We start from the raw sequence: 25,896 nt of genomic DNA, 5'->3' as shown, positions 1-25,896 counted from the left end.
ACTTTGCTTGATAACAGAGGCTATCGCGTTAAAAGCACACGCTAGCGATCTAATATTGCCTTAACGGGTTTAAAACTTTTACGGTATTGGTCAAACACGCCATGTTCAGCGATAGCCTCAAAATGCGCCTTGGTCGGGTACCCTTTATGCTTAGCAAAGCCGTATTGTGGATAAGCGGCGTCAAGCAGGTCCATCTCGCGATCCCGCGTCACTTTGGCGATGATTGAAGCCGCGCTGATACTGGCAATTAAGCCATCACCTTTAATAATGCTATGACTAGTGAGCCCTGCACCATTATGGGCCAAAAATACAGGGCTGCGATTACCATCCACAAGTACAAGCTCAGGCGCTATATTGAGGCCAGCGACTGCGCGCTGCATCGCCAGCATGGTGGCGTGTAGAATATTAAGCTCATCGATTTCAGCAGGACTGGCACGTCCAACGTTATAACACAGCGCTTTAGTGCAAATCTCATCAAATAGGACCTCGCGGCGCTTCTCAGTGAGTTTTTTCGAATCATTCAGTCCAACAATGGGCCGATATGGATCCAAAATCACCGCAGCAGTGACGACATCACCAACTAAGGGGCCACGGCCGACTTCATCCACTCCGGCAATTAATCCGGTTGAAAAGGCTAATAAATCAGCTTCAGTTAAACTTTTAAACGTTGCCACTAATTAACCTCATGCGATTTAACCGCAGGCTTTATCTCAACCAATGCCATGACAGCCTCAGCGGCTTTTAAGCTCGCATCGCAACGTAACATTTGATGCATAGCTTCAAACTCGGCCTTTAGTGGCCCAAAATCGCGATTTAACTCAAGGGTGACCGCTGCAGCAATTTTCTCTGGCGTGCAATTTTCTTGAATTAACTCTGGTACAAGCTCTTTTCCAGCGAGTAAGTTGGGTAAAGAGAAACGTTCGACCTGCATCATACGTTTAGCAATAGCATAAGTTATCGGGCTGACGCGATAAGCCACCACCATAGGACGTTTAACCAGCATAGCCTCTAAAGTCGCAGTGCCAGAGGCCAATAAAATTCCATCAGCGGCGGCCATGACTTCGCGCGATTGACCTTCAATCATATGGATTTCAAGATCTGGGGCAAAATCCTTCAGCGCTTGCTCAAATTGCTCACGACGCTTTTGATTCACCAACGGCGTGACAAAACGTATGTCAGGGAAATTTTGTCTAATTAACAAAGCTGCTTTCACAAAAGGTTCTGCCAATTGCTTTAGCTCACCACCGCGGGAACCGGGCAGTATCGCTAAATACTCAGCATCGGCATCAAGCCCGAGCAATGCACGAGCAGCCGCTTTATCGCTTTGCAGTGGAATATCGTCAGCTAAGGTGTGGCCGACAAAGGTACAGGGCACCTGATGCTGATCGTAAAAAGCTTTTTCAAAGGGCAACAGCGACAACACCATGTTAGTGGCCTTGGCGATTTTGAAGATACGTTTTGGGCGCCATGCCCATACTGACGGGCTCACATAATGAACGGTCTTAATGCCACGTACTTTAAGTTTAAGTTCTAAACCAATATTAAAATCGGGCGCATCAATACCAATAAAACAAGCAGGCTTAAGTGCCGTGATGTCTTTTATCAGTGATGCCCTAATTTTTAATAAACGAGGTAAGCACGACAGAACTTCAACAATCCCCATCACTGCGAGTTCTTCCATCGCGAACAAAGATTGAAAGCCAAGGGCTTCCATACGCGGACCACCAATACCAACAAAGCGTGCATCGGGGTGTATCTTTTGTAGTGCAGTAATTAAACCAGCACCTAAAATATCGCCCGAAAGCTCTCCGGCGACCATAGCAAACACTAATGGAGTTTTATTGCTCATAAACCAATCATGTCTCATAAAGTAATGATATCGGATGATTATCGGTATTTAGCCTACGACGCCTCATCCAAGCCCACGTTTACCCCTATATAATTGAATAATAACGGGGTAAATTCGCCATGGTTAAGCTCATTAATTGATAAGTGCATTTTGATTGAGCATAACTAGATATGAGTACATCTCAAGATACACATTTCTTACCATAAAAAAGCTTAAGCTTATAATACAAAAGGGCATTAAATGCCCTTTTGTTTGCGATGCAATCGTCAAGTTAGCGAATAATGCCGCGACCCGAGGATTTTACAAATTCAACGAACAATTTCACTTGCTCATCGTTCTGTGCATCTTCCGTTAACGCATCAATCGCCTCTTCAACAGTTAAACTGCTGCGATATAAGGTTTTATAAGCACGGCGCACTGCCAATTGGCTCTCTTTAGAAAAACCACGACGCTTCATGCCTTCGCTATTTAAACCACGCGGAATAGTCGGTTGACCCGCAGCCATCACAAAAGGAGGTACATCTTGCAGCACTAAAGAACAACCTGCAGTAAACGCATGGGCACCAATATGCACAAACTGATGCACGCCAGTCATACCGCCTAAAATAGCCCAGTCACCCACATGTACGTGACCTGCGATAGAAGCGTTATTAGACATAATCACATTGTCCCCGACCACACAGTCATGGGCAATATGTACATAGTTCATGAACAGATTATTCGAGCCGATACGAGTCTCACTGTTATCTTGCACGGTTCCGCGATGGATGGTTACATGTTCACGGATGACGTTATTGTCACCCATGATCAATCGTGTAGGTTCGCCGGCGTACTTTTTGTCTTGGCATTCTTCGCCCACTGAAGCGAATTGGAAAATACGATTTCCTTTACCAATAACCGTTGGGCCTTTAACAACCACATGCGAGCTTAACCAGCAATCATCACCGATTTCAACACCTGCACCTATGTAGGTCCAAGGACCAATCGTGACATTATTACCAATTTTCGCATCGGGATGAACAAACGCTAATGTATCTATCACTGACTAATCTCTCTGCGGGCACACATAATTTCAGCGGAGCACACTACTTCACCATCGACTTTAGCTTCACCATGAAAAACACCTATACCACGGCGCTCTTTAATCATTTTCACTTCAAAATGAATTTGATCACCAGGTTCAACTACGCGTCTAAAACGCGCATTGTCGATGCCGGCAAAGTAATACAAAACACCAGGAGGTGGTACATCATCACTCATGGTTTTAAACGCAAGTAACCCTGTTGCTTGCGCCATCGCTTCTAAAATAAGCACGCCGGGCATTACCGGTTGTACGGGGAAGTGTCCCTGAAAAAACGGCTCATTGATTGAAACATTTTTAATCGCATGCAGACTGACACCTGGGGTGTAATCTAGCACACGATCAATCAATAAAAATGGATATCTATGGGGTAGATATTGAAGAATTTCTTTAATATCCATAGTGTTCATTTGATTAGACACGAACCGAGTTCCTCAAATTGCTCTGGAGCAATTAATCTGGTGTTTTTAAATTTTTTTCCAACGTTTTAACACGTTGAAACAGTTCATCTAACTGACGGAAACGAACTGTGTTTTTACGCCAAAGTTTATTGTCCATAGCCACAGTAGCAGAAGAGTATAACCCCGGCTCACGCATGGTACTGGTAATATTAGTCGCACCAGATACATGCACGCCATCGGCAATGCTCAAATGACCTGCGATGGCACTACTACCACCAATAATACAATATTTACCTATGGTGACACTGCCTGCAATCGTGGTACAGCCTGCGATTGCGGTATTTTCGCCAATAATGACGTTATGGGCAACTTGTACTAGGTTATCAATGATCACACCATTGTGTATCTCTGTATTACCTAATGCACCGCGATCTACCGCTGAATTAGCACCAATCTCAACCCGATCGCCGATACGAACGCCGCCTATCTGCGGAATTTTAATCCACTGACCACGTTCATTGGCATAACCAAAACCATCTGAGCCCAATACCGTGCCAGAATGGATAATACAATCTTGTCCTAGCTGCACATCATGGTAGACAGTGACATTGGCCCATAAACGAGTTTCAGAACCAATAACGACATCTTGACCGACTACGCAGCCAGCACCAATTTGCACATTTTCACCAAGAATTACATTGGCCCCAATCACCGCATTCGCACCAATAGCAACGCCTTCACCTAAATGGGCTGACGAGTCAATTTGTGCTGATGCATGAATACCCTCCGCCGCGTTAGGCGTGGTATCTAAATATTGAGCTACACGGGCAAAAGCCACATAGGGATCTTTTACAATTAACGCAGTACCTTGGAAATCCTGCGCATCTTTAGCTGACAATAACACCACTCCCGCTTGAGTCATCTCAAGCTGAGAGCGATATTTACTGTTGGCTAAAAAAGAGATTTGATCCGGCTTGGCATGTTCCAAAGTCGCTACGCTATTAAAAAACAACGTTTCGTCACCTTGAATATCACCATCAAGTAGCAGACTTAGCTCTTTTAAAGTCACACTTTTCATCTATTACTTGCCTTTGCTTAAGGCTTCAACCACTTTGCTACTGATGTCAGCGTTAGACTTGACATAAATAACAGCACCACGTTGCAATACCAAATCATATTGGTCTTTTTCAGCGATAATGTTGATGGCTTTCTGAACCTTTTCTAACAGTTTATTTTGCTCTTCACCCTGGCGATGACGTAAATCTTCGTCCAATGCTTTGCCTTTTAACTGATACTCTGATTTTAGCGATTCCATTTTACGAACCAGTTCCGTTTTTTGCGCATCATTCATCAATGCACCGTCACGTTGCTGCTTCTCCATGAGAGAACGCATTTCTTCTTGCATTTTCTGCACACTAGCCATGCGATCGCCAAACTCTTTCTTCAGAGATTGAGAGATCTGTTCACGTTGTGGAAGCTGTTCAAACACAGCGCCCATATCCACTACAGCAATTTTCTCAGCATGTGCCACTAATGGCGCGCCTAGCAAAATTAACGTCATCAGCGCGCGATTTACCATCTTTTTCAAAATAAACTCCTTGTTACCTTGTTATTATCAGCAAAACCTGCCGAGTGTATGCTTTTTAAAAAGTTTTGCCAATATTGAAAGAGAAGATCTCTGTCTGATCGCCTTCATATTCTTTAAGCGGCCAGGCTAAGCTAAACACCATAGGTCCCATAGGTGACAACCACTGTACACTAAGGCCCCATGATGCACGCAGACGCTCTGGATCGCTGTAATCTTGCAACTTAGCAAACTCTTCAGCAGGAAGCGTTTGATACTGATCTAAATCAAACTCGGTATCCCAAACGTTACCCGCATCCAAGAAGAGACTGGTACGTACAGAGTTCGAGTAAGCTTCATCTAAGAATGGTGTAGGTACAATCAACTCCATGCTCGCAGTTGCAATTGCGTTACCACCAATAGAACGGCCAGAACTTACGCTAATACTGTTAGGATCGCCCGGTAAGCTACAACCATCGCCTGATGGATCCGGTGCACATGGTTCACTACCTCGATAGAGATAGAATGAACGTGGTCCAACTGAGTTAGACTTAAAGCCACGCAGTGAGCTGCTACCGCCTGAGTAATAGTTTTCCCAGAACGGTAATATTTGGTCGTTGTCATTATACTGACCATAGCCATTAGCATAGCCTAAGCGACCACGAGCCAAGAGCACAAAGCTATGACTACGGTTAACAGGGAAATAGTAGTTAGTGTCAAAATCGGTCTTAAAGTACTGTAAATCCGATCCAGGCACTGTCATCTTGCCATTCAAACGCTGTGATGAACCATCTGTTGGGAAAGTTCCACGGTTTAACGTACTACGGGACCAACCTAAACTCAGTTCAAAGTTATCAAAACTTAAGTCAGCATCAGGATCATCAGCGCGATAAATATTATAAAAACGCAATGCTTGCTCATAGGCTGATATTTCTGAAATCGTGTTATGACGATAACCTATGCCACCATTAATACGGTTGTATTCATTGATGGGGAAACCCGAGTTCAGCGCAACGCCGTAAGAACTGTTTTTATAACGTTCTAAGTTGGCTTCATTGGCGTCAAATTCACTCCAATAAACACTCCCACCTAAACTAACGCCATCTTTGGTCCAGTACGGATCGGTATAAGACAAGTTAACGTTTTTAGAGTACTTGTTAGTACTCATGCTAATACCCGCTTGATTGCCTGTGCCTAAGAAGTTGCTCTGCTGTACACCAAACTGCAAGCTAAGTCCTGACTCAGTACCATATCCTACACCCGCGTTAAAGGAGCCTGATGGTTGCTCTTTTACTTTAACCGCGATATCAACTAAATCATCCGTGCCTGGCACTTGAATCGTTTCAGTATCAACGGTTTCAAAAAAGCCTAAACGATTTAATCGTGCTTTCGATTGCTCAACTTGCGCGGAGTTTAACCAAGCCCCTTCCATTTGGCGCAATTCACGACGCATCACTTCATCTTTAGTAACGGTATTACCAGTGAAGTTAATGGCGCGAACATAAACACGCTTACCGGGTTTAATGTTGATGTTTAAGGTGACTTCTTTCGTCTTATCATCAATTTCAGGGTAAGTTTTAACTTCTGGGTAGGCATAACCGAAACGGCCTAGATATTTGCTGTACATTTCTTCGGTAAACGTAACATCACCGCCGTTGTACATATCACCAGTCTTGATTGGCAGAATTGATTGCATCAACTCTTCACGGCCCATCAAATCGCCAGTCAAGTTGACAGCTTTAACTTTATATTTTTCACCTTCATTCACGTTGATAGTGATATAAAGACCTTTTCGATCAGGTGTCATCGCTACTTGAGTCGAGGTGACCTCAAAGCGGATATAACCTTTGTTATGATAGTAGGTTTTGATGGTCTCAAGATCAGCCTGCAATTTTTGCTTCTGATAACGACGCTCACCAAACAAATCCCACCAAGCCACGTAATCTTTAAGTTCTAGCATGCCAATCAGCTCGGCATCAGTGAACTCATGATTACCGACCACGTTAATTTGGCGAATTTCGGCCGCTAAACCTTCGGTGAACTTAAATTTAAGCTCTACCCGATTACGCGGTAAATTGATCACTTGTGCTTCTACTTTCGCGCCGTATTTACCCACGCCATAGTAGAAATCCTGCAGACCTTTTTCAATACCGGTCAACATAGTGCGATCGAGTGATTCACCGACTTTAACGCCAGAACCATCCAGACTTTCTTGTAACTGTTCGTCTTTAATGTCTTTGTTGCCATCAAATGTCACTGCGCTAATCGTGGGACGTTCAGTGACTTTCACCACTAATACGCCGCCATCTCGGCTCACAGTCACATTTTCAAAGTTAGTCGAGGCATACAAGCTTTTAATGGCTTGTTGCACTCTTAACTGGTCAACAGTGTCACCTACTTTTACTGGTAAGCTTAATAGGGCAGCACCGAGTGCAACTCGCTGCAAACCTTCAACTTGGATGTCGGTCACTTCAAACGGTTGGAAAGTATCAGCCAACACAGTCCCTGAAAACGACGCACCGACGAATAACATCGAGGCAAAAAGTTTATTCAATCTCATAGAGCACTTCTAATTATTAGTCTGTCCTTGCTCAGAGTCGGGCAAAATCATTGAAAAGCGCAATGCTCATCAACATCAGCAATATCGCTGCCCCAAACCTGAATCCTATTTCCTGCACCTTTTCAGATACAGGTTTACCAGTTATTACTTCAATAAAGTAATACAGCAAGTGTCCCCCATCGAGCACAGGTAAAGGCAGCAAATTAATGATGCCTAAATTGACGCTGATGAGCGCGAGGAACCCGAGAAAATAGACCAAGCCATAGTTTGCACTACTGCCCGCACCCTGTGCGATTGAAATAGGTCCACTCAGGTTTTTCACCGACACATCGCCGGTAAATAATTTGCCAATCATCTTAAAGCTCACAGCAACGAGTTGCCATGTTTTATCCGCTGCAATGCCAAAAGAATCGATTGGTCCATATTCAAGTTGTAAACGCATATTGTCTGGCCATTGTGCTTGTGTTGGGCTCACACCAAGCACGCCGATTTGTTGACCATTCGCATTTTTACTGCTTAACGGTGTCACTGTTAGGTTAAATTGTTCACCATTACGACGCACAGTTAAACTCACAGGCACATTGGCAGAATGTTGAATAATGTCAACAAAAGCCTGCCAATCGGTATAATTTTCACCATTTATCGCGACTAAGGTATCCCCCACTTTTAGCTCGCTATTTGCAGCAGCGCTATCAGGACTAATTGCCGCAACGGTAGGCACAATTTCGGGACGATAAATACCTAAGCCTAAAGCCGTTATTGGGGATTCTTTCTCTGGGTCAAAATGCCAATTACGCGTATCGAGTTGATAGGTTTTATCATTAGAATCAAGTCCCTGCAAACCGTTTAAAGGCGTCAACGATACGCTCACGCTATCATCGCCGATGTGTCCTACTAAGGCTAAATTGACTTCCTCCCAATTACGCACGGCTTGACCCGAAATCGCGGTAATTAGCATAGGCTCTGTAACTTGAATTTGCGCGGCAGACGTTTCAGGTATTGTCGATGTAATAACGGGCTTAAGCGACGGCACACCTATTAAATACATCAAATATAAAGCAGCAATAGCAAAAATAAAATTCGCTATTGGTCCCGCGGCCACAATCGCAATGCGCTGCCATACTGTTTTGCGATTAAATGCTTGGTGTTTTAATTCCTCAGGAACCTCTTCAACACGCTCATCGAGCATTTTAACATAACCACCTAGCGGGATCATGGCTAACACATACTCAGTACCGTCTTTACCAACCCGACGCCAAATCGCCTTACCAAAGCCAATGGAGAAACGTTCGACTTTAACGCCGCAACGACGTGCAACGTAGAAGTGGCCATACTCGTGGGCGGTAATGAGCAAACCCAATGCAACGATGAAAGAACCCAAGTTCCATAAAAAATCTAACATCCCACTCCTTACATCCTTGATTAAATCACTCAGCTATAGCTAAGTTATGCTTGTTAATGTTTCACGTGCATAAACGCGGGTTTGAGCGTCTAGTGCTAAAATATCTTCTATGCTCGCCATTGGCCGTTTAGGCACTGTCACCAAACACGCTTCATTCACTTTGGCAATTTGCGTAAAACCTATTTGTCCCTGCAAAAAAGCCTCAACTGCTATTTCATTGGCCGCATTTAATACGGTTGTTGCCTCTTGGCCTTGGACGCATGCCTCCATGGCCAATGCTAAACAGGGAAAACGATTAAAGTCAGGTTCACAAAAGCTTAACTGTCCGACTTTGAAAAAATCTAAAGGTTCAACACCGGAGTGAATTCTTTGCGGATAAGCCATACAGTGGGCAATGGGTGTACGCATATCGGGGTTCCCCATCTGAGCAATGACTGACCCATCGCGGTATTGCACCATAGAATGGATAACGCTTTGCGGATGAATAACGACTTTAAGTTGCTCAGTCCCAGTATTAAACAACCAGCGCGCCTCAATAAACTCTAAGCCCTTATTCATCATAGTGGCAGAATCGACAGATATTTTAGGTCCCATCGACCAATTAGGATGTTTACACGCTTGAGCTGGCGTCATAGCCCCAAGCGTTGCAAGATCTGAATGCAAAAACGGACCACCAGAGCCCGTTAATAAAATATGTGAGATACCTGATGCAGTTAAATCACAACGACCTAAATTAGCCTGAACTTCTTGGGGTAAACACTGAAAAATAGCATTATGCTCACTATCAACAGGTAAGAGCACTGCACCAGAACGCTTGGTCGCCTCGATAAATAACTCACCCGACATCACCAAAGCTTCTTTGTTGGCCAATAATATCCGTTTGCCCGCTTTAACGGCTTCTAGCGTGGGCACTAGTCCCACCGCGCCAACAATCGCGGCCATCACAGTATCGACTTCAGCCGCCGTGACTAAACCGAGTAAATCGTTCATGCCAGTGGTGACTTTGATATTAAGCGCAGACGGTAAAGCAGCACGTAACTGCTTTGCAGCTGCCTCATCCATCATATGTGCTACTTTCGGCCGATGTGCCACGCACAAAGCGAGCATCTTATCTACGCTAGTATTAGCCACTAATCCATAAACACAATAAGCCGATGGATTAACCGAAATCACGCTTAAGGTACTGGCTCCAATAGAACCGGTAGCCCCTAATATCACCATATTTTGCATAGCGTTACATCCAGAATACAATGTAGATCAAGGTAAACACTGGCAAAGCTGCTGTTAGACTGTCGATGCGGTCGAGCACACCACCATGACCGGGTAAAATAGTGCCAGAATCTTTAATGCAAGCCGCACGCTTAAACATACTCTCAGATAAATCACCGAGTGCTGAAACTAAGGCAACAAATAAGGTCACAGCAACCACTAAGCCGAGTTCTTGTTCTGGAGAGTAATACATCACGCCAGCAACCACTAGCATAGTCGTCACTAAACCTCCAAGTAAGCCCTCAAGGGTCTTCGCGGGACTTACCGCCGGCATCAGTTTAGTTTTACCTATCGCTTTACCAACAAAATAAGCACCAGAATCAGCGGCCCATACAACCAACATAACCAGCAGTACTAAAATGGGACCGAAATACGCTGAGGCTTGCGAACTAATAGACTTAAGCGCTATTAGTGCGACAAAACAAGGCACTAATGTTAACTGGCCAAACATCGACTTAAACATCGGATTTTTTTGCCAAAACGCCGCGCTTTTAGGATAAGTCACCACTAAAAACAATGAGACGACCCACCACAATGCACCAATATAAAGGATCGCCAAATAAATAGGATGTAACTGATTGCTCAGCCAAACTGCTTCGGTTGGAACAATGAGATTGATGGCAATCAACAGGATTCCGATTGTGCAGGTAAAGCTCCATTGGGTGACGTCACACTGACTATCAATAATTCTTCCCCATTCTTTTGCTGCAATGAGGAACACGGCAACTAATGCCCAAGCAAAATAATTCGGTGGGAGGATAAATATCGCACCCAAGACTAATGGAATTAACCAAACTGCTGTTATTATTCGTTGTTTTAGCAAAAAAAATCCCTCATGCGATTTTACAATGCGCGCATTTCATCTATCTGACTTCCAGTCAAACCAAAGCGACGCTGACGACTTGCAAAAATGGCAATCGCCTCATGAAAAGCCTGTTCATCAAAATCAGGCCAAAGGGTGTCGGTAAACACCAATTCAGCATAAGCTGCCTGCCACAGTAAAAAATTACTAATGCGGCAGTCCCCGCCAGTGCGGATCATTAAATCAACTTCACTCTGATTTTGCATGCACAAATGTTCACTTAAGGCTTCTTCGGTGAACTGACTGCTGTTCATTTCACCAGTTTCGACCTTTTGTGCTAATTTTTGTGCCGCTTGAAGTATGTCCCAACGGCCACCATAGTTAGCTGCAACATTTAGAATCAAGCCAGTATTGCCGGATGTTTTCTCTTGAGCAGTAGCGATTTGTTTTTGTAGGCGCACAGAAAAACGGCTAATATCGCCAATAATATTGAGCTTAACTTGGTTGTTATGCAGCAACTTAATTTCACGCTGCAGCACAGTAAAAAACAACTCCATCAACAAGCTAACTTCTTTGTCAGGTCGACGCCAATTCTCGCTAGAAAATGCAAACAAGGTTAGCGATTCAATTCCTAGTAGGCTTGCCGTACTGACGGCTCGTCTCACGGCCTTAACACCGGCCTTATGTCCCATGACGCGTGGTTTACCTTGGAGTTGAGCCCAGCGTCCATTGCCATCCATAATAATGGCAACGTGTTTGGGTAACAACTGGTTAACCAGTTCGGGCAATTGTCCAGGCAAGGTCGTTTGAGTGCATAAATTGCTCTCATTTGATCTAGGGTACGGATCAAGTTCCACTGTGGATGACATTTAATACAGCCCTTTAAAATAGACAAACGCCGTGTAGTATACCCCTACACGGCGCATCAACTCTAGCTTCTCGAACTGAGATTAGACTTCCATCAACTCAATTTCTTTGGCCGCTAAAATTTCATCAATCTTTTTAATGTGAGCATCGGTGAATTTTTGCACTTCTTCTTCGCTGCGGCGAACATCATCTTCAGTACACGCTTTAGCTTTCTCAAGTTTTTTAACTTCAGAAATTGCATCACGACGCACGTTACGAATGGCAACACGACCGTTTTCAGCTTCGTTACGTACCACTTTAATGAAATCTTTACGACGTTCTTCAGTCAGAGAAGGCAATGGAATACGTAAAGTGGCCCCTGCTGACATAGGGTTCAAACCTAAATCTGAGCTCATAATCGCTTTTTCAACGGCTTGAATAGCGCTACGGTCAAACACGGTTACCGATAGCGTACGAGAATCTTCAATACCCACGTTTGCCACTTGGTTTAGCGGTGTCATCGTGCCGTAGTAAGACACTTGAATAGAATCAAGCAGGCTTGGATGAGCACGACCCGTACGCACTTTCGCCATTTGATTTTTAGTCGCGTCTACACATTTACCCATGCGTTCTTGCGCATCTTTCTTAATGTTCTCAATCACGTTAAATGTCCTTCTTGGTCATTAAATAACTTTTTTCGCTCTGATCAATGTGCCTTCTTCTTCACCCATAATAACGCGGCGTAGCGCGCCTGGCTTATTCATGTTGAAGACTAAAATAGGCATGTCATGATCTCGCGCCATAGTAAAGGCCGCTAAGTCCATTACTTTTAATTCTTTTTCCAGAATCTCTGTGTAAGTCATTTCATCATACTTAACAGCATCTGGATTCTTCATTGGGTCTTCGGAGTATACACCATCGACTTTTGTGCCTTTCAGCACAACTTCAGCTTCGATTTCAATGCCGCGTAAACAGGCCGCTGAGTCGGTGGTGCAAAATGGATTCCCCGTACCGGCAGCAAAAATAACCACTCTGCCAGATTTTAGCAAGCTTATTGCTTCAGCCCAGTTATAGTCGTCACACACACCCTTTAATGGGATAGCTGACATCAGACGAGCATTAACATAGGCACGGTGTAAGGCGTCACGCATGGCTAAGCCGTTCATAACCGTTGCCAGCATACCCATGTGATCGCCCACCACACGGTTCATACCCGCTTTTGCCAGGCCTTCACCGCGAAACAGATTACCACCACCAATAACTACGCCCACCTGAATACCCAGTTCAACCAGCTCTTTTACTTCTTGAGCCATGCGATCTAACACTTTAGGGTCGATGCCGAAGCCTTCGTCGCCCATCAGCGCTTCGCCACTTAATTTGAGAAGAATGCGTCTAAATGCGGGTTTTGGATTGGTGCTCATAATTTTTATCCTGGTATAACAAGACCGCAGCTATTGCCGCGGTCTTGGGGTATTTAGCGTAGGCTATTAAGCCTTTTTAGAAGCAGCGATTTGAGCAGCAACTTCAGCTGCGAAATCTTCTTCTTTTTTCTCAATACCTTCACCGACTTCTAAACGAACGAAGTTAGTGATTGTAGCGCCTTTCTCTTTCAAGAATTCGCCAACAGTTTTCTTTGGTTCCATGATGTAAGCTTGGCCAGTAAGAGAAATCTCACCAGTAAACTTCTTCATACGACCAGCAACCATCTTTTCAGCGATCTCAGCAGATTTGCCTTCGTTCATTGAAATTTCGATTTGCAGAGTACGCTCTCTTGCCACTAAATCTGCAGGAACATCTTCTGGATTAACGAATTCAGGCTTAGAAGCCGCAACGTGCATTGCGATATGCTTTAATGTTTCTTCGTCAGCATTACCAGCAACAACAACACCAATACGCTCACCGTGACGGTAAGAAGAAAGGTTAGCACCATCGATATATTCAACACGACGAATGTTGATGTTTTCACCGATTTTAGTCACTAATGCAACACGGGCATCTTCAAACTGTGCTTTTAAGTCTTCGATAGTCACTTTAGACGCTGCAGCAACATCTAATACTGCATTAGCAAAACCTAAGAAGTTTGAATCTTTAGCTACGAAATCTGTTTGGCAGTTAACTTCTAACAGTGCAGCGAAACCTTCGCCATTCTTAATTAGAATTGTGCCGTCAGCCGCGATATTACCGGCCTTTTTAGCAGCCTTGGCAGCACCAGACTTACGCATGTTGTCAATTGCTAACTCCATGTCGCCGTCAGTTTCTGTCAGTGCGTTTTTACAATCCATCATGCCTGCGCCAGTACGGTCGCGCAGTTCTTTAACTTGGGCAGCAGTAATTGCCATTGTTAAATCCTCTATAAAAAAATCGACTAATTTGCAGATATAAAACAGGGGCACAATGGCCCCTGTTAACCAATCAAAAAACTTGGTTAATAAGGGTGATGATAATCATCGCGCCTTATTATTATTCGGCTTCTACGAAACCGTCTTGCTCAGCTTGAACAGCCAAATCTTGACCACGGCCAGCTTTCGCAGCAGCAGCAACAGAAGAAGTGTACAGACGGATAGCACGCATAGCGTCGTCGTTACCAGGAACGATGTAATTAACACCATCTGGCGCAGAGTTAGTATCAACAACTGCAACAACAGGGATACCCAGGTTGTTAGCTTCTTTAATCGCGATATGCTCATGGTCAGCACCGATGACGAATAATACGTCTGGCAGGCCGCCCATGTTCTTAATACCACCTAAAGATTTTTCTAGCTTTTCAAGCTCACGAGTACGCATCAGCGCTTCTTTCTTGGTCAGCTTGTCGAAAGTACCGTCTACTGACTGTACTTCCAGCTCTTTCAGACGTTTGATTGACTGACGAACTGTTTTCCAGTTAGTCAGCATGCCGCCTAACCAACGGTGATCAACATAAAACTGATCACAAGACAAAGCAGATTCTTTGATCGCTTCGCCAGCAGCACGCTTAGTACCAACGAATAATACTTTACCTTTCTTTGAAGCTACGTTGCTGATGAAAGCAAGGGCTTCATTGAACATTGGCACTGTATGCTCAAGGTTGATAATGTGAACACCGTTGCGAGCACCGAAAATGAATGGCTTCATTTTTGGGTTCCAGTAACGGGTTTGGTGACCAAAGTGGACACCGGCCTGAAGCATATCGCGCATTGAAACTGTAGTCATTTCTATTACCTTAAAATTTAGGGGGTTAGACCTCCACGCATCCCATGTCTTCGACCCCTTATATAACCACTTAGGGCACCCCGAAGAATGTGTCGATACGTGTGTGATTTAGTATTTAGACAAATTGCCATGTATAATGGCCGCAATATTTAGTCTTGCTACCATCCAAAGCTGAGCATAAAGCTGGCGAGGACAATCCATCAAGACTTAAACATAACGGCGCGCTTTATACCATAAATAGCTCTAAAGCACAAATTTTTGCGTTAGATTGCGCCGCCACCGAACATTTAAGACAGAAGAGAAAACGCAATGAGTATCGTCATTAAGACAGCTGAAGAAATTGAGAAAATGCGGGCTGCGGGTAAACTGGCTGCCGACGTATTGGAAATGATCGCCCCTTATGTAAAACCTGGCGTAACCACCAACGAACTCAATGATATTTGCGCCCAATATACGCAAGAACAAGGCGCCATTTCTGCGCCACTTAATTACCATGGATTTCCTAAATCTATCTGTACTTCGGTCAATAATGTTATTTGCCACGGTATTCCCAACGATAATCCGCCATTGAAAGAAGGCGATATTCTTAATATCGATATCACTGTCATTAAAGACGGTTACCACGGCGACACCTCAAAAATGTTTCTTATTGGTGAAGTCAGTCCAAAAGATAAGCGTTTATGTCGTATTGCCCAAGAAAGCCTGTACTTAGCAATTCGTAAGGTTCGTCCGGGCCTAAAACTGGGCGAAATTGGCAATACTATCGAAAAATTCATCAAAGCCAGCAAAACAGGCCTTGAGAAATACTCTATCGTGCAAGATTATTGTGGCCATGGTATTGGATCGGGGTTTCATGAAGAACCGCAGGTCATGCATTATCGCAATGGTGATAACACGATTTTACGTCCTGGCATGTGTTTCACCATTGAACCAATGATCAATGCGGGTCGGCACACCACCATACTCGATCGTGAGGATAAGTGGACGGTAACAACCTCTGATGGTAAAAACTCTGCCCAGTGGGAACACACTTTACTGGTAACAGACAAAGGCGTTGAAGTGCTCACACTGCGTAATGAAGAAGATTTTCCACGAATTATCAACCATTAATACATGGCAATAACAAGGGACTAAATGAACACAGCGCTACTGGCTAAACAAGCACTTATCGAACAAAACCAAGCCTTGCTCGCCCGTTTTCAAGCAAAGGCTCCAATTGTTGAACTGGTCTTGCAGCGCTGTCAGTTTGTCGATTCCCTTGTCAAGCACGTTTGGGCCCAACTTGGGCTCAATAAATTTGATATCGCGCTGATTGCAGTAGGTGGGTATGGTCGCGGCGAATTACACCCTCATTCAGATATCGATTTACTCTTCCTTTACGATAACAGCTTATGTGCAGATGCTGAAAATGCCCTCAGTCAATTCATCGCCTTTTTATGGGATGCAAACCTTGAGATTGGCCACAGTGTTCGCACCTTAGAAGACACACTTAGCTTAGGACGAGTCGATGTCACGATTGCCACTAATTTACTTGAAGCCCGCTTTTTAACTGGTACTGAATCCCTGTTTGACAGACTTTATGATGCCATTCGCCAAGGTGACTTTTGGACATCGAGTGACTTTTTTATCGCTAAACGTGATGAGCAAAATGCCCGTCATGCCAGAGCCAGTGCCTTCGACCTTGAGCCCAATATCAAAAGTTGCCCCGGTGGCCTGCGGGATATCCAAACGATAGCTTGGGTGGCTATGCGCCATTTTGGTGCCGCGCGTCTTGAAGAATTAGTCCAATACGACTTTTTAGAGCCCGCTGAACTAGAAGAGCTGCTCGAATGCCAGTCCTTTTTATGGACCCTACGTTTTGCCCTGCACATGACAGCAGGTCGCGATGAAAATCGCCTACTGTTTGATGTACAACGTCAAGTAGCAGAGCTTATGGGTTATGAAGATGCGACTCAGCTTGCCGTCGAACAAATGATGAAACGCTACTATCGCACGGTTCGCCGAGTGATGGAGCTAAACGAAATGCTGTTGCAGCTATTTAAGCGCGCCACATTAGGCCAAACAAAAGCACTTGAAATCCAATCAATAGACAAACACTACCAACGCCGTGGCACCTTCATTGAAGCCTTAAGCGACGATCTATTCGATAGTAGTGAAGAAATTGTTAGACTGTTTTTATTAGTAGCTAAAAACTCCAACATCAAGAGTATTTACGCGCCAACGCTACGTTCACTGCGCCGTGCTAGACGCGCCCAGCCACAGGCATTACAGGAAAATCCTCTTTGTCGCCAAGCCTTTATGGAGATTTTACGCCATCCTCGCGGCATAGTAGCCTTATCCTTAATGCATAAGCATGGTGTGTTATCGGCCTATTTACCGGCATGGCGCAATATTGAAGGTCAAATGCAGTTTGACCTATTTCATGCTTATACTGTCGATGAACATACCCACAGATTACTGCTCAATATTGAACGATTTTCACAAGCGGAACAAAAGGAAGAATTTCCCTTAGGCTCTGTGCTTATCAACCAATTACCCAAGAAAGGTTTACTCGTGTTAGGCGCTATCTTTCACGATATCGCCAAAGGCCGCGGCGGTGATCATAGCAAGCTGGGCAGCGTTGATGCCCTCGCCTTTTGTAAACTGCATGGTTTGAACGATCATGATGGCCGCTTAGTCGCTTGGTTAGTTGAAAACCATCTGGTGATGTCAATTACCGCCCAGCGCCGTGATATTTCTGATCCCGATGTGGTTGCCGACTTTGCGAACAAAGTACGCGATGCCGTACATTTAAGTTATTTATACTGCTTAACCGTAGCCGATATCTGCGCCACCAACGAAAAAACCTGGAATAGCTGGAAAGGCTCGCTGCTGCGAGATTTATATTTTTCGACCCAAAGAGTACTCGCTCGCGGTAAAGAAAAGCCGGTCGACATTAGAGCCCGGGTGCGCGAATCCCAAGCGAAGGCAAAAAAAGAATTACTACGCCGTGGATTCAAAGAAAAAGATCTGGATATTTTATGGCAGCGCTTTAAAGCCGATTACTTTTTACGCCACCAGCCAAATCAACTGGCTTGGCACGGTGAAGCCATTTTAAAACACAAACAATTCGACGAACCTTTAGTGCTCGTTTCAAAACATGCCACTCGCGGCGGTACCGAATTATTTGTTTATTGCCAAGATAGGCCTAAATTGTTCGCCACTGTGATGGCGGTACTCGACAATAAAAACATTACTGTCCATGATGCTAACATCATGACCTCAAAAGACAATTACGCACTCGATACCTTTGTTATTTTAGAGCAAAATGGTGAGCCTGTTAGTCAGCTATCGCGTATTCAAAGTGTGCGTAAAGCCCTTGAAAAAGCGCTGACAAGTGATAGTCCAAAATTGCCACGTTTTAGAAAACTATCACGTAAAATGAAGCCGTTTCATGTTCCAACACAAGTAAGCTTCCTTAAAAGTAGCCGTCAAGGAACCAGTATGATGGAGCTTATTGCCTTAGATAGCCCAGGATTACTGGCTAAAGTCGGTGATATCTTTTACCGTTGCAATACAACATTGCTCGCGGCCAAGATCACCACTATTGGTGAACGTGCCGAAGATTTTTTTATGCTGCAGACTAATGAAGGTTTACAGCTCAATGAACATCAAGAAAACACCCTCAGGGAAGCGTTAATCAGCGCCCTGGATGTAAAAAATATCGAATCCGTTAATTAACGAAACCAGTGGGAGAAATAAATGGAGGCTTTACGCCAACGTATTGAAGCAGCGTTTGAAGCGCGCGCCGATATCACACCAAGCACAGTCGATGCCAGCATTCGCAACGATGTGCAAAATGTTATCAATATGCTCGACAGAGGCGAAGTGCGTGTTGCCGAAAAAATCGACGGACAATGGCATGTACATCAATGGCTAAAGAAAGCCGTGTTACTGTCATTCCGTATTTTTGACAACGTGGTCATTGATGGTGCTGAAACCAAATACTTCGACAAAGTGCCATTAAAATTTGCCGAATATGACGAAGCACGTTTTAAAGCAGAAGCCATTCGCGTAGTCCCATCTGCTACTGTGCGTAAAGGATCGTTTATCGGTAAAAATACCGTATTGATGCCATCTTATGTGAACTTAGGCGCCTATGTTGATGAAGGCACTATGGTTGATACGTGGGCGACTGTCGGTTCATGTGCACAAATTGGTAAGAACGTACATTTATCCGGTGGTGTTGGCATTGGTGGTGTATTAGAGCCATTACAAGCTGGCCCAACGATTATCGAAGATAACTGCTTTATCGGTGCGCGCTCTGAGATTGTTGAAGGCGTTGTGGTTGAAGAAGGATCAGTGATTTCAATGGGCGTGTATATTGGCCAAAGTACGCGTATTTATGATCGCGAAACGGGTGAAGTCCATTACGGCCGCGTCCCTGCTGGCTCTGTCGTTGTGTCGGGCAACCTGCCGTCAGCCTGTGGTAAATACAGTCTTTATGCTGCCATTATTGTTAAAAAAGTGGATGCAAAAACACGCAGTAAAGTTGGTATTAACGAGTTACTACGTATCGTTGATTAATGATTGAACTGCTCACGCTTAACTTATTATAAATTTAAGTGTAAATGCCAAGATTTTGTCTTGGCATTTTTTATTTACCGCTTTAAAACACAACTGTCTTATTACCGTATACAACCACTTGTTCATTCAATACTAATTGCAGTGCTTTACTCAAGACGCTTTTTTCCACATCGCGCCCTGCTCGCGCCATTTCTAAGGCACTGTAGCTGTGATCGACGGGGATGACATCCTGTTTAATAATAGGGCCTTCATCGAGGCAGTTATTGACAAAATGCGCTGTCGCGCCAATGATTTTCACCCCACGTTCCCAAGCTTGTCGATAGGGCGCTGCGCCGATAAAGGCGGGTAAGAAGGAATGGTGAATATTGATAATTCGATTAGGATATTGCGCCACAAAATCAGGGGTTAACACCCGCATGTATTTAGCCAACACCAGATAATCAGGCTCGTATTGAGATACCGCGGCTAATAAGGCTTGCTCATGTTGAATTCTGTCTAAGCCTTCGTGGCTGACCAGATGAAAGGGAATATTAAATTTTTCGGTTAATTCACGTAGTGCATCATGATTGCCCACTACTGCGGTAATTTCGACACTTAGGCCACCATAATAGGCTTTCATGAGTAAGTCGCCTAAACAGTGGGCTTCTTTTGTCACCAACACCACAATACGTTTTTTTCCAGCACTGACTAAGGTCATATGATTTTTCGCAGGCAGCACTTGTCGCAGATCCTGCAATAACTGTTCGCTGTTAAAAATGCCTTCTAATTCAGTACGCATAAAAAAACGTCCTTGGGCATTGTCGACAAACTCACTATTTTTGATGATATTAAGCTTATGGTTAAAACAAACGCTGGTGATTTTAGCAATTAAGCCTTGGGCATCGGCACAATCTGTCAGTAAGATTTTACGGGTTATGGTTGGCGGAGTATTCGTCTGATTTTCGGTCATTTGTTGCAAAGTTGGATCTCCTATATTGTCCCTAGCTTGAGTTTGCCATAGCACCCCCCACTGGCAGTATAAAAATCCTATAATGCGATAATAAAAACAACATTTCAGAAGCTTAAATCAATAAAATGCAAAATTTAAGCTATTTATGTTGTAAAAATATAATTATTGCGGCGTCTGTTACTTCCTTAACCACGTGTATCTAAATAACGCTGTAATACTTTACGCAGGTTTTCTGCCTTCGTGCCATAAACCACCTGTACGCCTTTACCCATAACGATCACCCCTTTTGCCCCCAACTGACTCAAACGTACTTTATTGACTAACTCAGGTCGGTGCACGCTTAGGCGCAAACGAGTCAAACAGGCATTAAGATCAACAATATTGTCACGCCCACCGAGCGCAGTAATAATCGCCCGCAAACTTTCTTTCGGTCCGTTATGATGAGGGTGCTCAAACCGGCCAGGCGTTTTTAAGTTAAAAGCCAAAATACTTATCCTAAACAATAGGTAATATATCATTGCCGTTAACGGACCAAGGAAAATAAACCAGCTAACATTACGGGATAATGGAAATAACAGCGTAAAGTCTACCAACCCTTGGGAAAATACAATACTGTGATGGATATCAAGCGTAATACAGACAAAATAAGCCAGCCCTGTGAGTAAGGCGTGAATGATAAATAAAATCGGCGCCACAAACATAAAAGCAAACTCGATAGGTTCAGTCACCCCAGTTAACCAACTCGCCGCCCCCGCTGACAACATAATACCAGCGACGCGATTACGCTCTGATTTATCAGCGCAGCGCCACATCGCTAAAGCCGCAGCTGGTAATCCCCACATTTTAATCAGATATCCACCGGCTAAATTACCTGCCTGCGGATCGCCCGCTAAATAGCGCGCAACTTCACCACGAACAATCTCATTCCCTAATAACTGATATTGGCCTACTTCTAAGTAAAAGGGCGCATTCCAAATATGATGCAGTCCAAGGGGAATGAGTAACCGCTCTAACGCGCCGTACACGCCAAAGGCAATAGCTGGTTTTTGATAAACCGCCCAGTCAGATAAACGCTCAATTAACAATGCCAGTGGTGGCCACATATGGGCAAGCACGTACCCAAGTCCCATCGCTAAAGGAATAATCAATAAAGAGGCGCTGCGACGCCCCTCAAAAAATGAGAAAATCGCTGGTAAGCGAATATATTGGCTCCAATGCACGGCAAGGCAGGTAATACCGCCGAGTAACATGCCGCCGGCAATCCCAGTATCTAAGGTGTCCATTCCCAATAAAGACTGAGTTGGGAGTCGATACAAATCAGCGAGAGCGGCTAACGTCGCTGTCATGACCCCATAACCAAATACGGCTGTAAATGCAGCAATGCCCTGATCGCGGCAAAAACCGATGGCCACAGCAACCGCAAATAGCATCGGCATAATAGCAAAAATGAGTTTGCCTACTGCCAGCATAAGTACTGTCAGCTCATCGGGCATAAAGGGAATAGGGCTAACCGTTAAGCCAAGCATCACCCCAGCAGCGGGTAAAATGGCAATAGGAATAAGTAGCGCTTGACTTAAGCGCTGGGCAAATTTAAACCATTGCTGAGTGACGAATCTTCCTAAGCGGCGAGCTCGGATTTGACGATTTGATTCCAGCGTTCTAGCCATTTTATTGCTTCAACCTCAGGTTCCATGGTTTCACAGGCATCAATTTCAAATAATTCCACTAACGGTTTAGCACCAAGCTCAGTCAACAGAACATCAACTGATTTACCCGCACCACAAAAAGTCTCATAACCTGAGTCCCCCAGCGCTATAACGCTATATTTAAGCGCAGGCAAATAGGGAGCGTTAGTTTTAAGATGATGATACCAAGGTTGAATATCCTCAGGTAAATCTCCTTGGCCGGTTGTTGATGTGACAACGATTAATAATTCATCTTGCGGAGGAGTAAAGTTTACGACCGCATCGGGTTGCCACAATGTCACATCATAACCTAGAGTTTTCAGCTCTTTCTCTAGGGTTTCGGCAGTAAATTGTGCGTTGCCGTACACAGTGCCAAACACCAGATTGACCTTTTTCATGATACACTCCACATTCTATTGCAAACCTTAATAGACTGACCTTACTTTATTGTTAAGTCTATGGGCAAGCTAAGGCGTAAATTTTTATAAATCAAGTCATTGAGCATGAGGAAATATCTGATGCGACAGTCTGCCCGGCAAAAACACCTCAAACAACACTACAAAACGATCCAAACTCGACGTAAAAATTATTTCCATTCCGCCCAACAAAATTTAGCATCGCGACTCGTATTAAGCTCAGGTTCTTCAACCTTGGCCGTGATGATGCCAGAAACTACGCAGACACCACAACACTCAGATTAATAAGTGTAATTCTTTTAAAACACCAGCTTGCACAGCGAAGCTAATGATTTCACAGCTTCACTGCGCGCTAATTTATCCAATTGCGGATAATAGGCTTAAATTGCCTTAATCAATACGACAGTGCCAACATTGACGGTTTATTTATCTTTGGCAATTAACAGTTCGGCTTGCTGGCTCAAGGTCATATCGTCCCAACCTAGCTCGGCAAATACGATTTCCCACAAAGGCTCAAGCTCGGTTTCAATATTAAGTCGAGTTTGAGTCACTGGATGAATAAAGGAGAGTTTTTTTGCGATAAGCCACAGACGATTAATGCCAAAATGCTCACGAAAAAATGCATTCTGCTTACCGTCTCCATGCGTAGTATCACCGAGGATAGGGTGGCGTAAATGTGCCATATGTCTTCTTAGTTGATGCTTACGTCCCGTTTTAGGAGTCAAACGTACCAACGCAAAACGACTACTGGGATAACGGCCCGACGAATAAGGAATTTCAGTATTAAGAAGTGGCTGATAAGCCGTCACCGCTTCCTGCGCCGCTTTGTTAGGACTGGCATTTTTATCACCCAGCTCATCTAACTCAACCTTAAGCGCATAGTCTAAAATACCGCTCTCATGCATATTGCCGCGCACTAAGGCCAGATATTGCTTTTCAACCGTATGGGCAGCAAATTGCTCACAGAGTGCATTGGCCACTTCACTACTTTTCGCAAATAACAATACACCGGATGTCGGCCTATCAAGGCGATGTACGGGAAATACATGACACCCCACTAAATCACGGGTGAGCTGCATCGCAAAAAATCGTTCTCGACGGGCTAAATAGCTGCGGTGGACCAATAAACCTGCGGGTTTATGAATTGCCACTAGGTGCTCATCTTCATAGAGAATGTTAATCTCAGGTGCCAGTTCATCAGTATCATCTTGGGAGGTATTCATTGCATTTTCGGGCGTTTCAAGCCAGATATCATCTTGATTCATTTAACAACATATCCAATTCATTCAATACACTTATCAGGTTTTGCCGTAGGGGCATATTCAGCCAAACATGTTCAGCCATAGGCGCTATCGCAATTTGTGTTGGTAAAGGAGCTGCGGCATCAATTAAGTTTCGCATTTTAGGTAACAACACAAACTGTAGCCACTGCTCAAGGGGCATAAGATCGCAAGCAAAAGGCGCAGTGCTTGCCATCGCATCAAGAGACGGCGCTTGCTCAGACCAGAGATTGGCCTCTTGTAGCGCTTGGGTAAGCTGAGTTAATTTAGCTTGGGTTTGACGGTATAGCATACATTCAGATCCATTCTTATTTAGCCGTTATGATTGAGAAACTTTCCATAATTACAGGCCGAATAGGTCGATTAAAGTCCAGCAATTATACCATCCAGACGCGCTTCCCCCTATAATAGCGCCAATTTATTGAGCCTCTTTGATTGATATGGCAACCAAATGACTGAAATAACCACTTTAAGCCAATTTTTAACCACAGCCAAAACCCAGTTCCAAGTGTATGATCTTGGTCGTAGGGTACAACATATCGATATGCTCGCATTTCACCAAATTGAATCTCTTGCAACACCTTATCCTTATCCAACTCAGGGGCATGCACAATTTGCTATCGTCTTTTGGGATGCAAGCCAACAACATTTTATTTGGTTTCTAAAACTGGCATTAGATGAGCAAGGGTTACTGTCACCCGCGCCGCGCTCACAATTTATCGAAATGATATTAGCCGCATTAGGGCAAGACCCCACCCAGCCACTTAGCGATGAGCAGCAAGAACGACTTACGCATAATCCGTTTAACTTCAAGCCAAGCCAGGAAAAACTCGCCGTATTTAATGCTCTTGTTCGTAAACAGCTCGGGCAACGCGCATCGTCGCAATACGAATTTGCGCTGCTATATCTGTCGGGCCAAGTTGCGCCAGCGCAATGGCAACATATTGGGATGCAAGGCATCGCCGATGTGTGCATCAGAGCAAATGAGTTAGATCATCAACAACACTTGGTATCGAGTTTTGATACGGGTGCAATCGAAGTTCAAATAGCCCTATGCCAATGTCTTGAGCATTTGTCTGTCAGCGACACGCTGGCCGATAAAATTCTTACAAAACTTCAAGATGCAGCCCCAGAACATCAAGCCTATTTCCTCCGAGCTCTAGCTTCTAGCGCCAAACACAGCCAACAGGCCTTCGAACATCTTCATCGCCAATCTTATTTAGATGCTAACACTTTAATTAGCATTGCCGGGCGTAACTGGTCGATATTAAAACACGATGCAAGTCGCAGTCTTTACTTAGAAGCTCTAGCACTACAGCCCCAAGCCTTTTTTAATCAGGTATTTGCTGATATTGTGGCTATTCCTAGTTTGCGCAATCAATTACTAAGCGAATTAAGAAATCCCAATCGAAGTGTTCAACTATCACAAGCCATCGGTGGTTTGTTTAAGGCAACGAATAAATGATGTCAGATCTACTGTTAATTATTGGCCTCGTCGTAATTGCCGCATTTTTCTGGCAATTACGCCAAATGGCAGAACTTAGCCGTGTTTTTGCTGAAAAAGAATGTTGGCGTCAAAAGGTACAATTATTAGCGATAGCAATGGAAACTGCCCGCCCGAGCGTTGGCGGCACCACAGGTATTTGTTGGAAAGCGAAATATTTATTTGAATTTAGTACAGATGGCATTAACCAATACTGTGGTCATATTTGGATGCAAGGCAAGAAAATTCAGAAAATAGAATGGCCTATCTTCCCTGAGCCAGAATGGCAAGAAGCGCCAACAGCGCAGGGCAAATTTGGCGGTTGTGGTACACAAAGCGGTTGTAGTTCAGGCAAGTGTCATTAAACTTTGATGAATAAATTGAACCCTTTGTAACTTAACTATCATTCGTCATTCGTCATTCGTCATTCGTCATTCGTGTTAGCAGATAACTCACATCAAAAATTAACAAGTAAAGGCGCGGCTATAAAGCCGCGCCTTTCTGTTCTCTGTTAAGCTATCCTGCTATTTTTGTGCTCCCTGCACCATCCATGC

General features: G+C 44.2%; 26 protein-coding genes. 6 read left to right on the top strand and 20 right to left on the bottom strand.

Annotation, left to right across the window (positions count from 1 at the left end):
* Positions 1-41: 41 nt before the first annotated feature.
* The 15 genes from rnhB to rpsB all read right to left on the bottom strand — a co-directional run bounded on the left by rnhB (position 42) and on the right by rpsB (position 14,963).
* Positions 42-674 (bottom strand): ribonuclease HII, encoded by a 633-nt coding sequence (gene rnhB / locus C9I43_RS03865; RefSeq protein WP_107882222.1) that lies wholly within the window; start codon positions 672-674, stop codon positions 42-44.
* A complete protein-coding gene (lpxB, locus tag C9I43_RS03860; RefSeq protein ID WP_076496778.1) occupies positions 674-1,849 on the bottom strand; it encodes a lipid-A-disaccharide synthase in 1,176 nt (391 codons plus the stop codon). Before lpxB ends, rnhB begins: the two co-directional genes overlap by 1 nt.
* Positions 1,850-2,120: 271 nt before the next feature.
* Positions 2,121-2,891, bottom strand: a complete 771-nt coding sequence (gene lpxA / locus C9I43_RS03855) for an acyl-ACP--UDP-N-acetylglucosamine O-acyltransferase (protein ID WP_076496779.1) — start codon at positions 2,889-2,891, stop codon at positions 2,121-2,123.
* A complete protein-coding gene (gene fabZ / locus C9I43_RS03850; protein ID WP_076496780.1) occupies positions 2,888-3,352 on the bottom strand; it encodes a 3-hydroxyacyl-ACP dehydratase FabZ in 465 nt (154 codons plus the stop codon). Before fabZ ends, lpxA begins: the two co-directional genes overlap by 4 nt.
* Positions 3,353-3,383: 31 nt before the next feature.
* A complete protein-coding gene (gene lpxD / locus C9I43_RS03845; protein WP_107882220.1) occupies positions 3,384-4,409 on the bottom strand; it encodes a UDP-3-O-(3-hydroxymyristoyl)glucosamine N-acyltransferase in 1,026 nt (341 codons plus the stop codon).
* A 3-nt stretch (positions 4,410-4,412) separates the two neighbouring features.
* Positions 4,413-4,910 carry an OmpH/Skp family outer membrane protein gene (locus C9I43_RS03840; RefSeq protein WP_076496782.1) on the bottom strand — a complete coding sequence of 166 codons (498 nt, stop codon included), beginning with the start codon at positions 4,908-4,910 and terminating at the stop codon, positions 4,413-4,415.
* 64 nt (positions 4,911-4,974) lie between these two features.
* On the bottom strand, positions 4,975-7,455 hold the full coding sequence (gene bamA / locus C9I43_RS03835) for an outer membrane protein assembly factor BamA (RefSeq protein WP_076496783.1): 2,481 nt from the start codon (positions 7,453-7,455) through the stop codon (positions 4,975-4,977).
* Positions 7,456-7,486: 31 nt separating this feature from the next.
* Positions 7,487-8,857 (bottom strand): sigma E protease regulator RseP, encoded by a 1,371-nt coding sequence (gene rseP / locus C9I43_RS03830; protein WP_107882216.1) that lies wholly within the window; start codon positions 8,855-8,857, stop codon positions 7,487-7,489.
* Between the two features lie 39 nt (positions 8,858-8,896).
* Positions 8,897-10,087 (bottom strand): 1-deoxy-D-xylulose-5-phosphate reductoisomerase, encoded by a 1,191-nt coding sequence (gene ispC, locus C9I43_RS03825; RefSeq protein WP_107882215.1) that lies wholly within the window; start codon positions 10,085-10,087, stop codon positions 8,897-8,899.
* 4 nt (positions 10,088-10,091) lie between these two features.
* Positions 10,092-10,949 carry a phosphatidate cytidylyltransferase gene (locus C9I43_RS03820; RefSeq protein ID WP_076496786.1) on the bottom strand — a complete coding sequence of 286 codons (858 nt, stop codon included), beginning with the start codon at positions 10,947-10,949 and terminating at the stop codon, positions 10,092-10,094.
* Positions 10,950-10,969: 20 nt separating this feature from the next.
* Positions 10,970-11,797, bottom strand: a complete 828-nt coding sequence (gene uppS, locus C9I43_RS03815) for an undecaprenyl pyrophosphate synthase (RefSeq protein WP_076496787.1) — start codon at positions 11,795-11,797, stop codon at positions 10,970-10,972.
* A gap of 81 nt (positions 11,798-11,878) precedes the next feature.
* Complete coding sequence (gene frr, locus C9I43_RS03810; RefSeq protein ID WP_076496788.1) at positions 11,879-12,436, bottom strand: ribosome recycling factor; 558 nt, start codon at positions 12,434-12,436, stop codon at positions 11,879-11,881.
* A 21-nt stretch (positions 12,437-12,457) separates the two neighbouring features.
* Positions 12,458-13,195, bottom strand: coding sequence for a UMP kinase (gene pyrH / locus C9I43_RS03805; RefSeq protein WP_107882213.1), 738 nt, complete (start codon positions 13,193-13,195; stop codon positions 12,458-12,460).
* 66 nt (positions 13,196-13,261) lie between these two features.
* A complete protein-coding gene (gene tsf / locus C9I43_RS03800) occupies positions 13,262-14,113 on the bottom strand; it encodes a translation elongation factor Ts (RefSeq protein WP_076496790.1) in 852 nt (283 codons plus the stop codon).
* Positions 14,114-14,234: 121 nt separating this feature from the next.
* Entirely contained in the window at positions 14,235-14,963 is a 729-nt protein-coding gene (rpsB, locus tag C9I43_RS03795; protein ID WP_076496791.1) for a 30S ribosomal protein S2, read from the bottom strand.
* A gap of 309 nt (positions 14,964-15,272) precedes the next feature.
* Here rpsB and map point away from each other — a divergent pair, with 309 nt between their 5' ends.
* Genes map through dapD form a run of 3 tightly spaced genes read left to right on the top strand, consistent with a single transcriptional unit; the run spans position 15,273 to position 19,529 of the window.
* Positions 15,273-16,073 (top strand): type I methionyl aminopeptidase, encoded by an 801-nt coding sequence (gene map / locus C9I43_RS03790; protein WP_107882211.1) that lies wholly within the window; start codon positions 15,273-15,275, stop codon positions 16,071-16,073.
* 24 nt (positions 16,074-16,097) lie between these two features.
* Complete coding sequence (gene glnD / locus C9I43_RS03785; protein WP_107882209.1) at positions 16,098-18,683, top strand: bifunctional uridylyltransferase/uridylyl-removing protein GlnD; 2,586 nt, start codon at positions 16,098-16,100, stop codon at positions 18,681-18,683.
* A gap of 21 nt (positions 18,684-18,704) precedes the next feature.
* Positions 18,705-19,529, top strand: coding sequence for a 2,3,4,5-tetrahydropyridine-2,6-dicarboxylate N-succinyltransferase (gene dapD / locus C9I43_RS03780; RefSeq protein WP_076496794.1), 825 nt, complete (start codon positions 18,705-18,707; stop codon positions 19,527-19,529).
* A gap of 82 nt (positions 19,530-19,611) precedes the next feature.
* Here the strand turns inward: dapD and purU are convergent, their stop codons facing one another.
* From purU to C9I43_RS03765, 3 genes are all read right to left on the bottom strand, one after another.
* Positions 19,612-20,478, bottom strand: a complete 867-nt coding sequence (gene purU / locus C9I43_RS03775; RefSeq protein ID WP_083948130.1) for a formyltetrahydrofolate deformylase — start codon at positions 20,476-20,478, stop codon at positions 19,612-19,614.
* A gap of 185 nt (positions 20,479-20,663) precedes the next feature.
* Positions 20,664-22,145 (bottom strand): PTS transporter subunit EIIC, encoded by a 1,482-nt coding sequence (locus C9I43_RS03770; RefSeq protein WP_107882205.1) that lies wholly within the window; start codon positions 22,143-22,145, stop codon positions 20,664-20,666.
* Positions 22,097-22,561, bottom strand: a complete 465-nt coding sequence (locus tag C9I43_RS03765) for a flavodoxin (RefSeq protein ID WP_076496796.1) — start codon at positions 22,559-22,561, stop codon at positions 22,097-22,099. Before C9I43_RS03765 ends, C9I43_RS03770 begins: the two co-directional genes overlap by 49 nt.
* Positions 22,562-22,681: 120 nt before the next feature.
* On the opposite strand from C9I43_RS03765, the gene C9I43_RS03760 reads away from it, so the two are divergent.
* Entirely contained in the window at positions 22,682-22,864 is a 183-nt protein-coding gene (locus tag C9I43_RS03760; protein WP_076496797.1) for a hypothetical protein, read from the top strand.
* Between the two features lie 137 nt (positions 22,865-23,001).
* Here the strand turns inward: C9I43_RS03760 and truC are convergent, their stop codons facing one another.
* Together truC and C9I43_RS03750 are read right to left on the bottom strand one after the other, a co-directional pair.
* Positions 23,002-23,844 (bottom strand): tRNA pseudouridine(65) synthase TruC, encoded by an 843-nt coding sequence (gene truC, locus C9I43_RS03755; protein ID WP_107882203.1) that lies wholly within the window; start codon positions 23,842-23,844, stop codon positions 23,002-23,004.
* Positions 23,831-24,151: a YqcC family protein gene (locus C9I43_RS03750; RefSeq protein ID WP_076496799.1), complete on the bottom strand. Its 321-nt coding sequence runs from the start codon at positions 24,149-24,151 to the stop codon at positions 23,831-23,833. The genes truC and C9I43_RS03750 overlap by 14 nt, the downstream gene beginning before the upstream one ends.
* Positions 24,152-24,310: 159 nt before the next feature.
* Between C9I43_RS03750 and C9I43_RS03745 the strand changes: the two genes are divergently transcribed.
* Together C9I43_RS03745 and C9I43_RS03740 are read left to right on the top strand one after the other, a co-directional pair.
* Positions 24,311-25,324 (top strand): DUF3549 family protein, encoded by a 1,014-nt coding sequence (locus C9I43_RS03745; protein ID WP_107882201.1) that lies wholly within the window; start codon positions 24,311-24,313, stop codon positions 25,322-25,324.
* On the top strand, positions 25,321-25,707 hold the full coding sequence (locus C9I43_RS03740; protein ID WP_076496801.1) for a DUF3301 domain-containing protein: 387 nt from the start codon (positions 25,321-25,323) through the stop codon (positions 25,705-25,707). The genes C9I43_RS03745 and C9I43_RS03740 overlap by 4 nt, the downstream gene beginning before the upstream one ends.
* Positions 25,708-25,896: the final 189 nt, after the last annotated feature.

The sequence above is a fragment of the Shewanella morhuae genome (genome assembly GCF_003028295.1).
GTDB lineage: Bacteria > Pseudomonadota > Gammaproteobacteria > Enterobacterales > Shewanellaceae > Shewanella > Shewanella morhuae.
The sequence above is the reverse complement of the archived record's forward strand: the minus strand, read 5'-3'. Positions and strand labels throughout refer to the sequence as shown.

Bases quoted from the DNA above. Each gene is read 5' to 3' on its own strand.
- lpxB (WP_076496778.1), bottom strand. From the start codon at position 1,849: ATGAGCAATAAAACTCCATTAGTGTTTGCTATGGTCGCCGGAGAGCTT.
- lpxD (WP_107882220.1), bottom strand. From the start codon at position 4,409: ATGAAAAGTGTGACTTTAAAAGAGCTAAGTCTGCTACTTGATGGTGAT.
- C9I43_RS03840 (WP_076496782.1), bottom strand. From the start codon at position 4,910: ATGGTAAATCGCGCGCTGATGACGTTAATTTTGCTAGGCGCGCCATTA.
- bamA (WP_076496783.1), bottom strand. From the start codon at position 7,455: ATGAGATTGAATAAACTTTTTGCCTCGATGTTATTCGTCGGTGCGTCG.
- rseP (WP_107882216.1), bottom strand. From the start codon at position 8,857: ATGTTAGATTTTTTATGGAACTTGGGTTCTTTCATCGTTGCATTGGGT.
- ispC (WP_107882215.1), bottom strand. From the start codon at position 10,087: ATGCAAAATATGGTGATATTAGGGGCTACCGGTTCTATTGGAGCCAGT.
- uppS (WP_076496787.1), bottom strand. From the start codon at position 11,797: ATGTCATCCACAGTGGAACTTGATCCGTACCCTAGATCAAATGAGAGC.
- pyrH (WP_107882213.1), bottom strand. From the start codon at position 13,195: ATGAGCACCAATCCAAAACCCGCATTTAGACGCATTCTTCTCAAATTA.
- tsf (WP_076496790.1), bottom strand. From the start codon at position 14,113: ATGGCAATTACTGCTGCCCAAGTTAAAGAACTGCGCGACCGTACTGGC.
- rpsB (WP_076496791.1), bottom strand. From the start codon at position 14,963: ATGACTACAGTTTCAATGCGCGATATGCTTCAGGCCGGTGTCCACTTT.
- map (WP_107882211.1), top strand. From the start codon at position 15,273: ATGAGTATCGTCATTAAGACAGCTGAAGAAATTGAGAAAATGCGGGCT.
- glnD (WP_107882209.1), top strand. From the start codon at position 16,098: ATGAACACAGCGCTACTGGCTAAACAAGCACTTATCGAACAAAACCAA.
- dapD (WP_076496794.1), top strand. From the start codon at position 18,705: ATGGAGGCTTTACGCCAACGTATTGAAGCAGCGTTTGAAGCGCGCGCC.
- purU (WP_083948130.1), bottom strand. From the start codon at position 20,478: ATGACCGAAAATCAGACGAATACTCCGCCAACCATAACCCGTAAAATC.
- C9I43_RS03770 (WP_107882205.1), bottom strand. From the start codon at position 22,145: ATGGCTAGAACGCTGGAATCAAATCGTCAAATCCGAGCTCGCCGCTTA.
- C9I43_RS03765 (WP_076496796.1), bottom strand. From the start codon at position 22,561: ATGAAAAAGGTCAATCTGGTGTTTGGCACTGTGTACGGCAACGCACAA.
- C9I43_RS03760 (WP_076496797.1), top strand. From the start codon at position 22,682: ATGCGACAGTCTGCCCGGCAAAAACACCTCAAACAACACTACAAAACG.
- truC (WP_107882203.1), bottom strand. From the start codon at position 23,844: ATGAATCAAGATGATATCTGGCTTGAAACGCCCGAAAATGCAATGAAT.
- C9I43_RS03750 (WP_076496799.1), bottom strand. From the start codon at position 24,151: ATGCTATACCGTCAAACCCAAGCTAAATTAACTCAGCTTACCCAAGCG.
- C9I43_RS03745 (WP_107882201.1), top strand. From the start codon at position 24,311: ATGACTGAAATAACCACTTTAAGCCAATTTTTAACCACAGCCAAAACC.
- C9I43_RS03740 (WP_076496801.1), top strand. From the start codon at position 25,321: ATGATGTCAGATCTACTGTTAATTATTGGCCTCGTCGTAATTGCCGCA.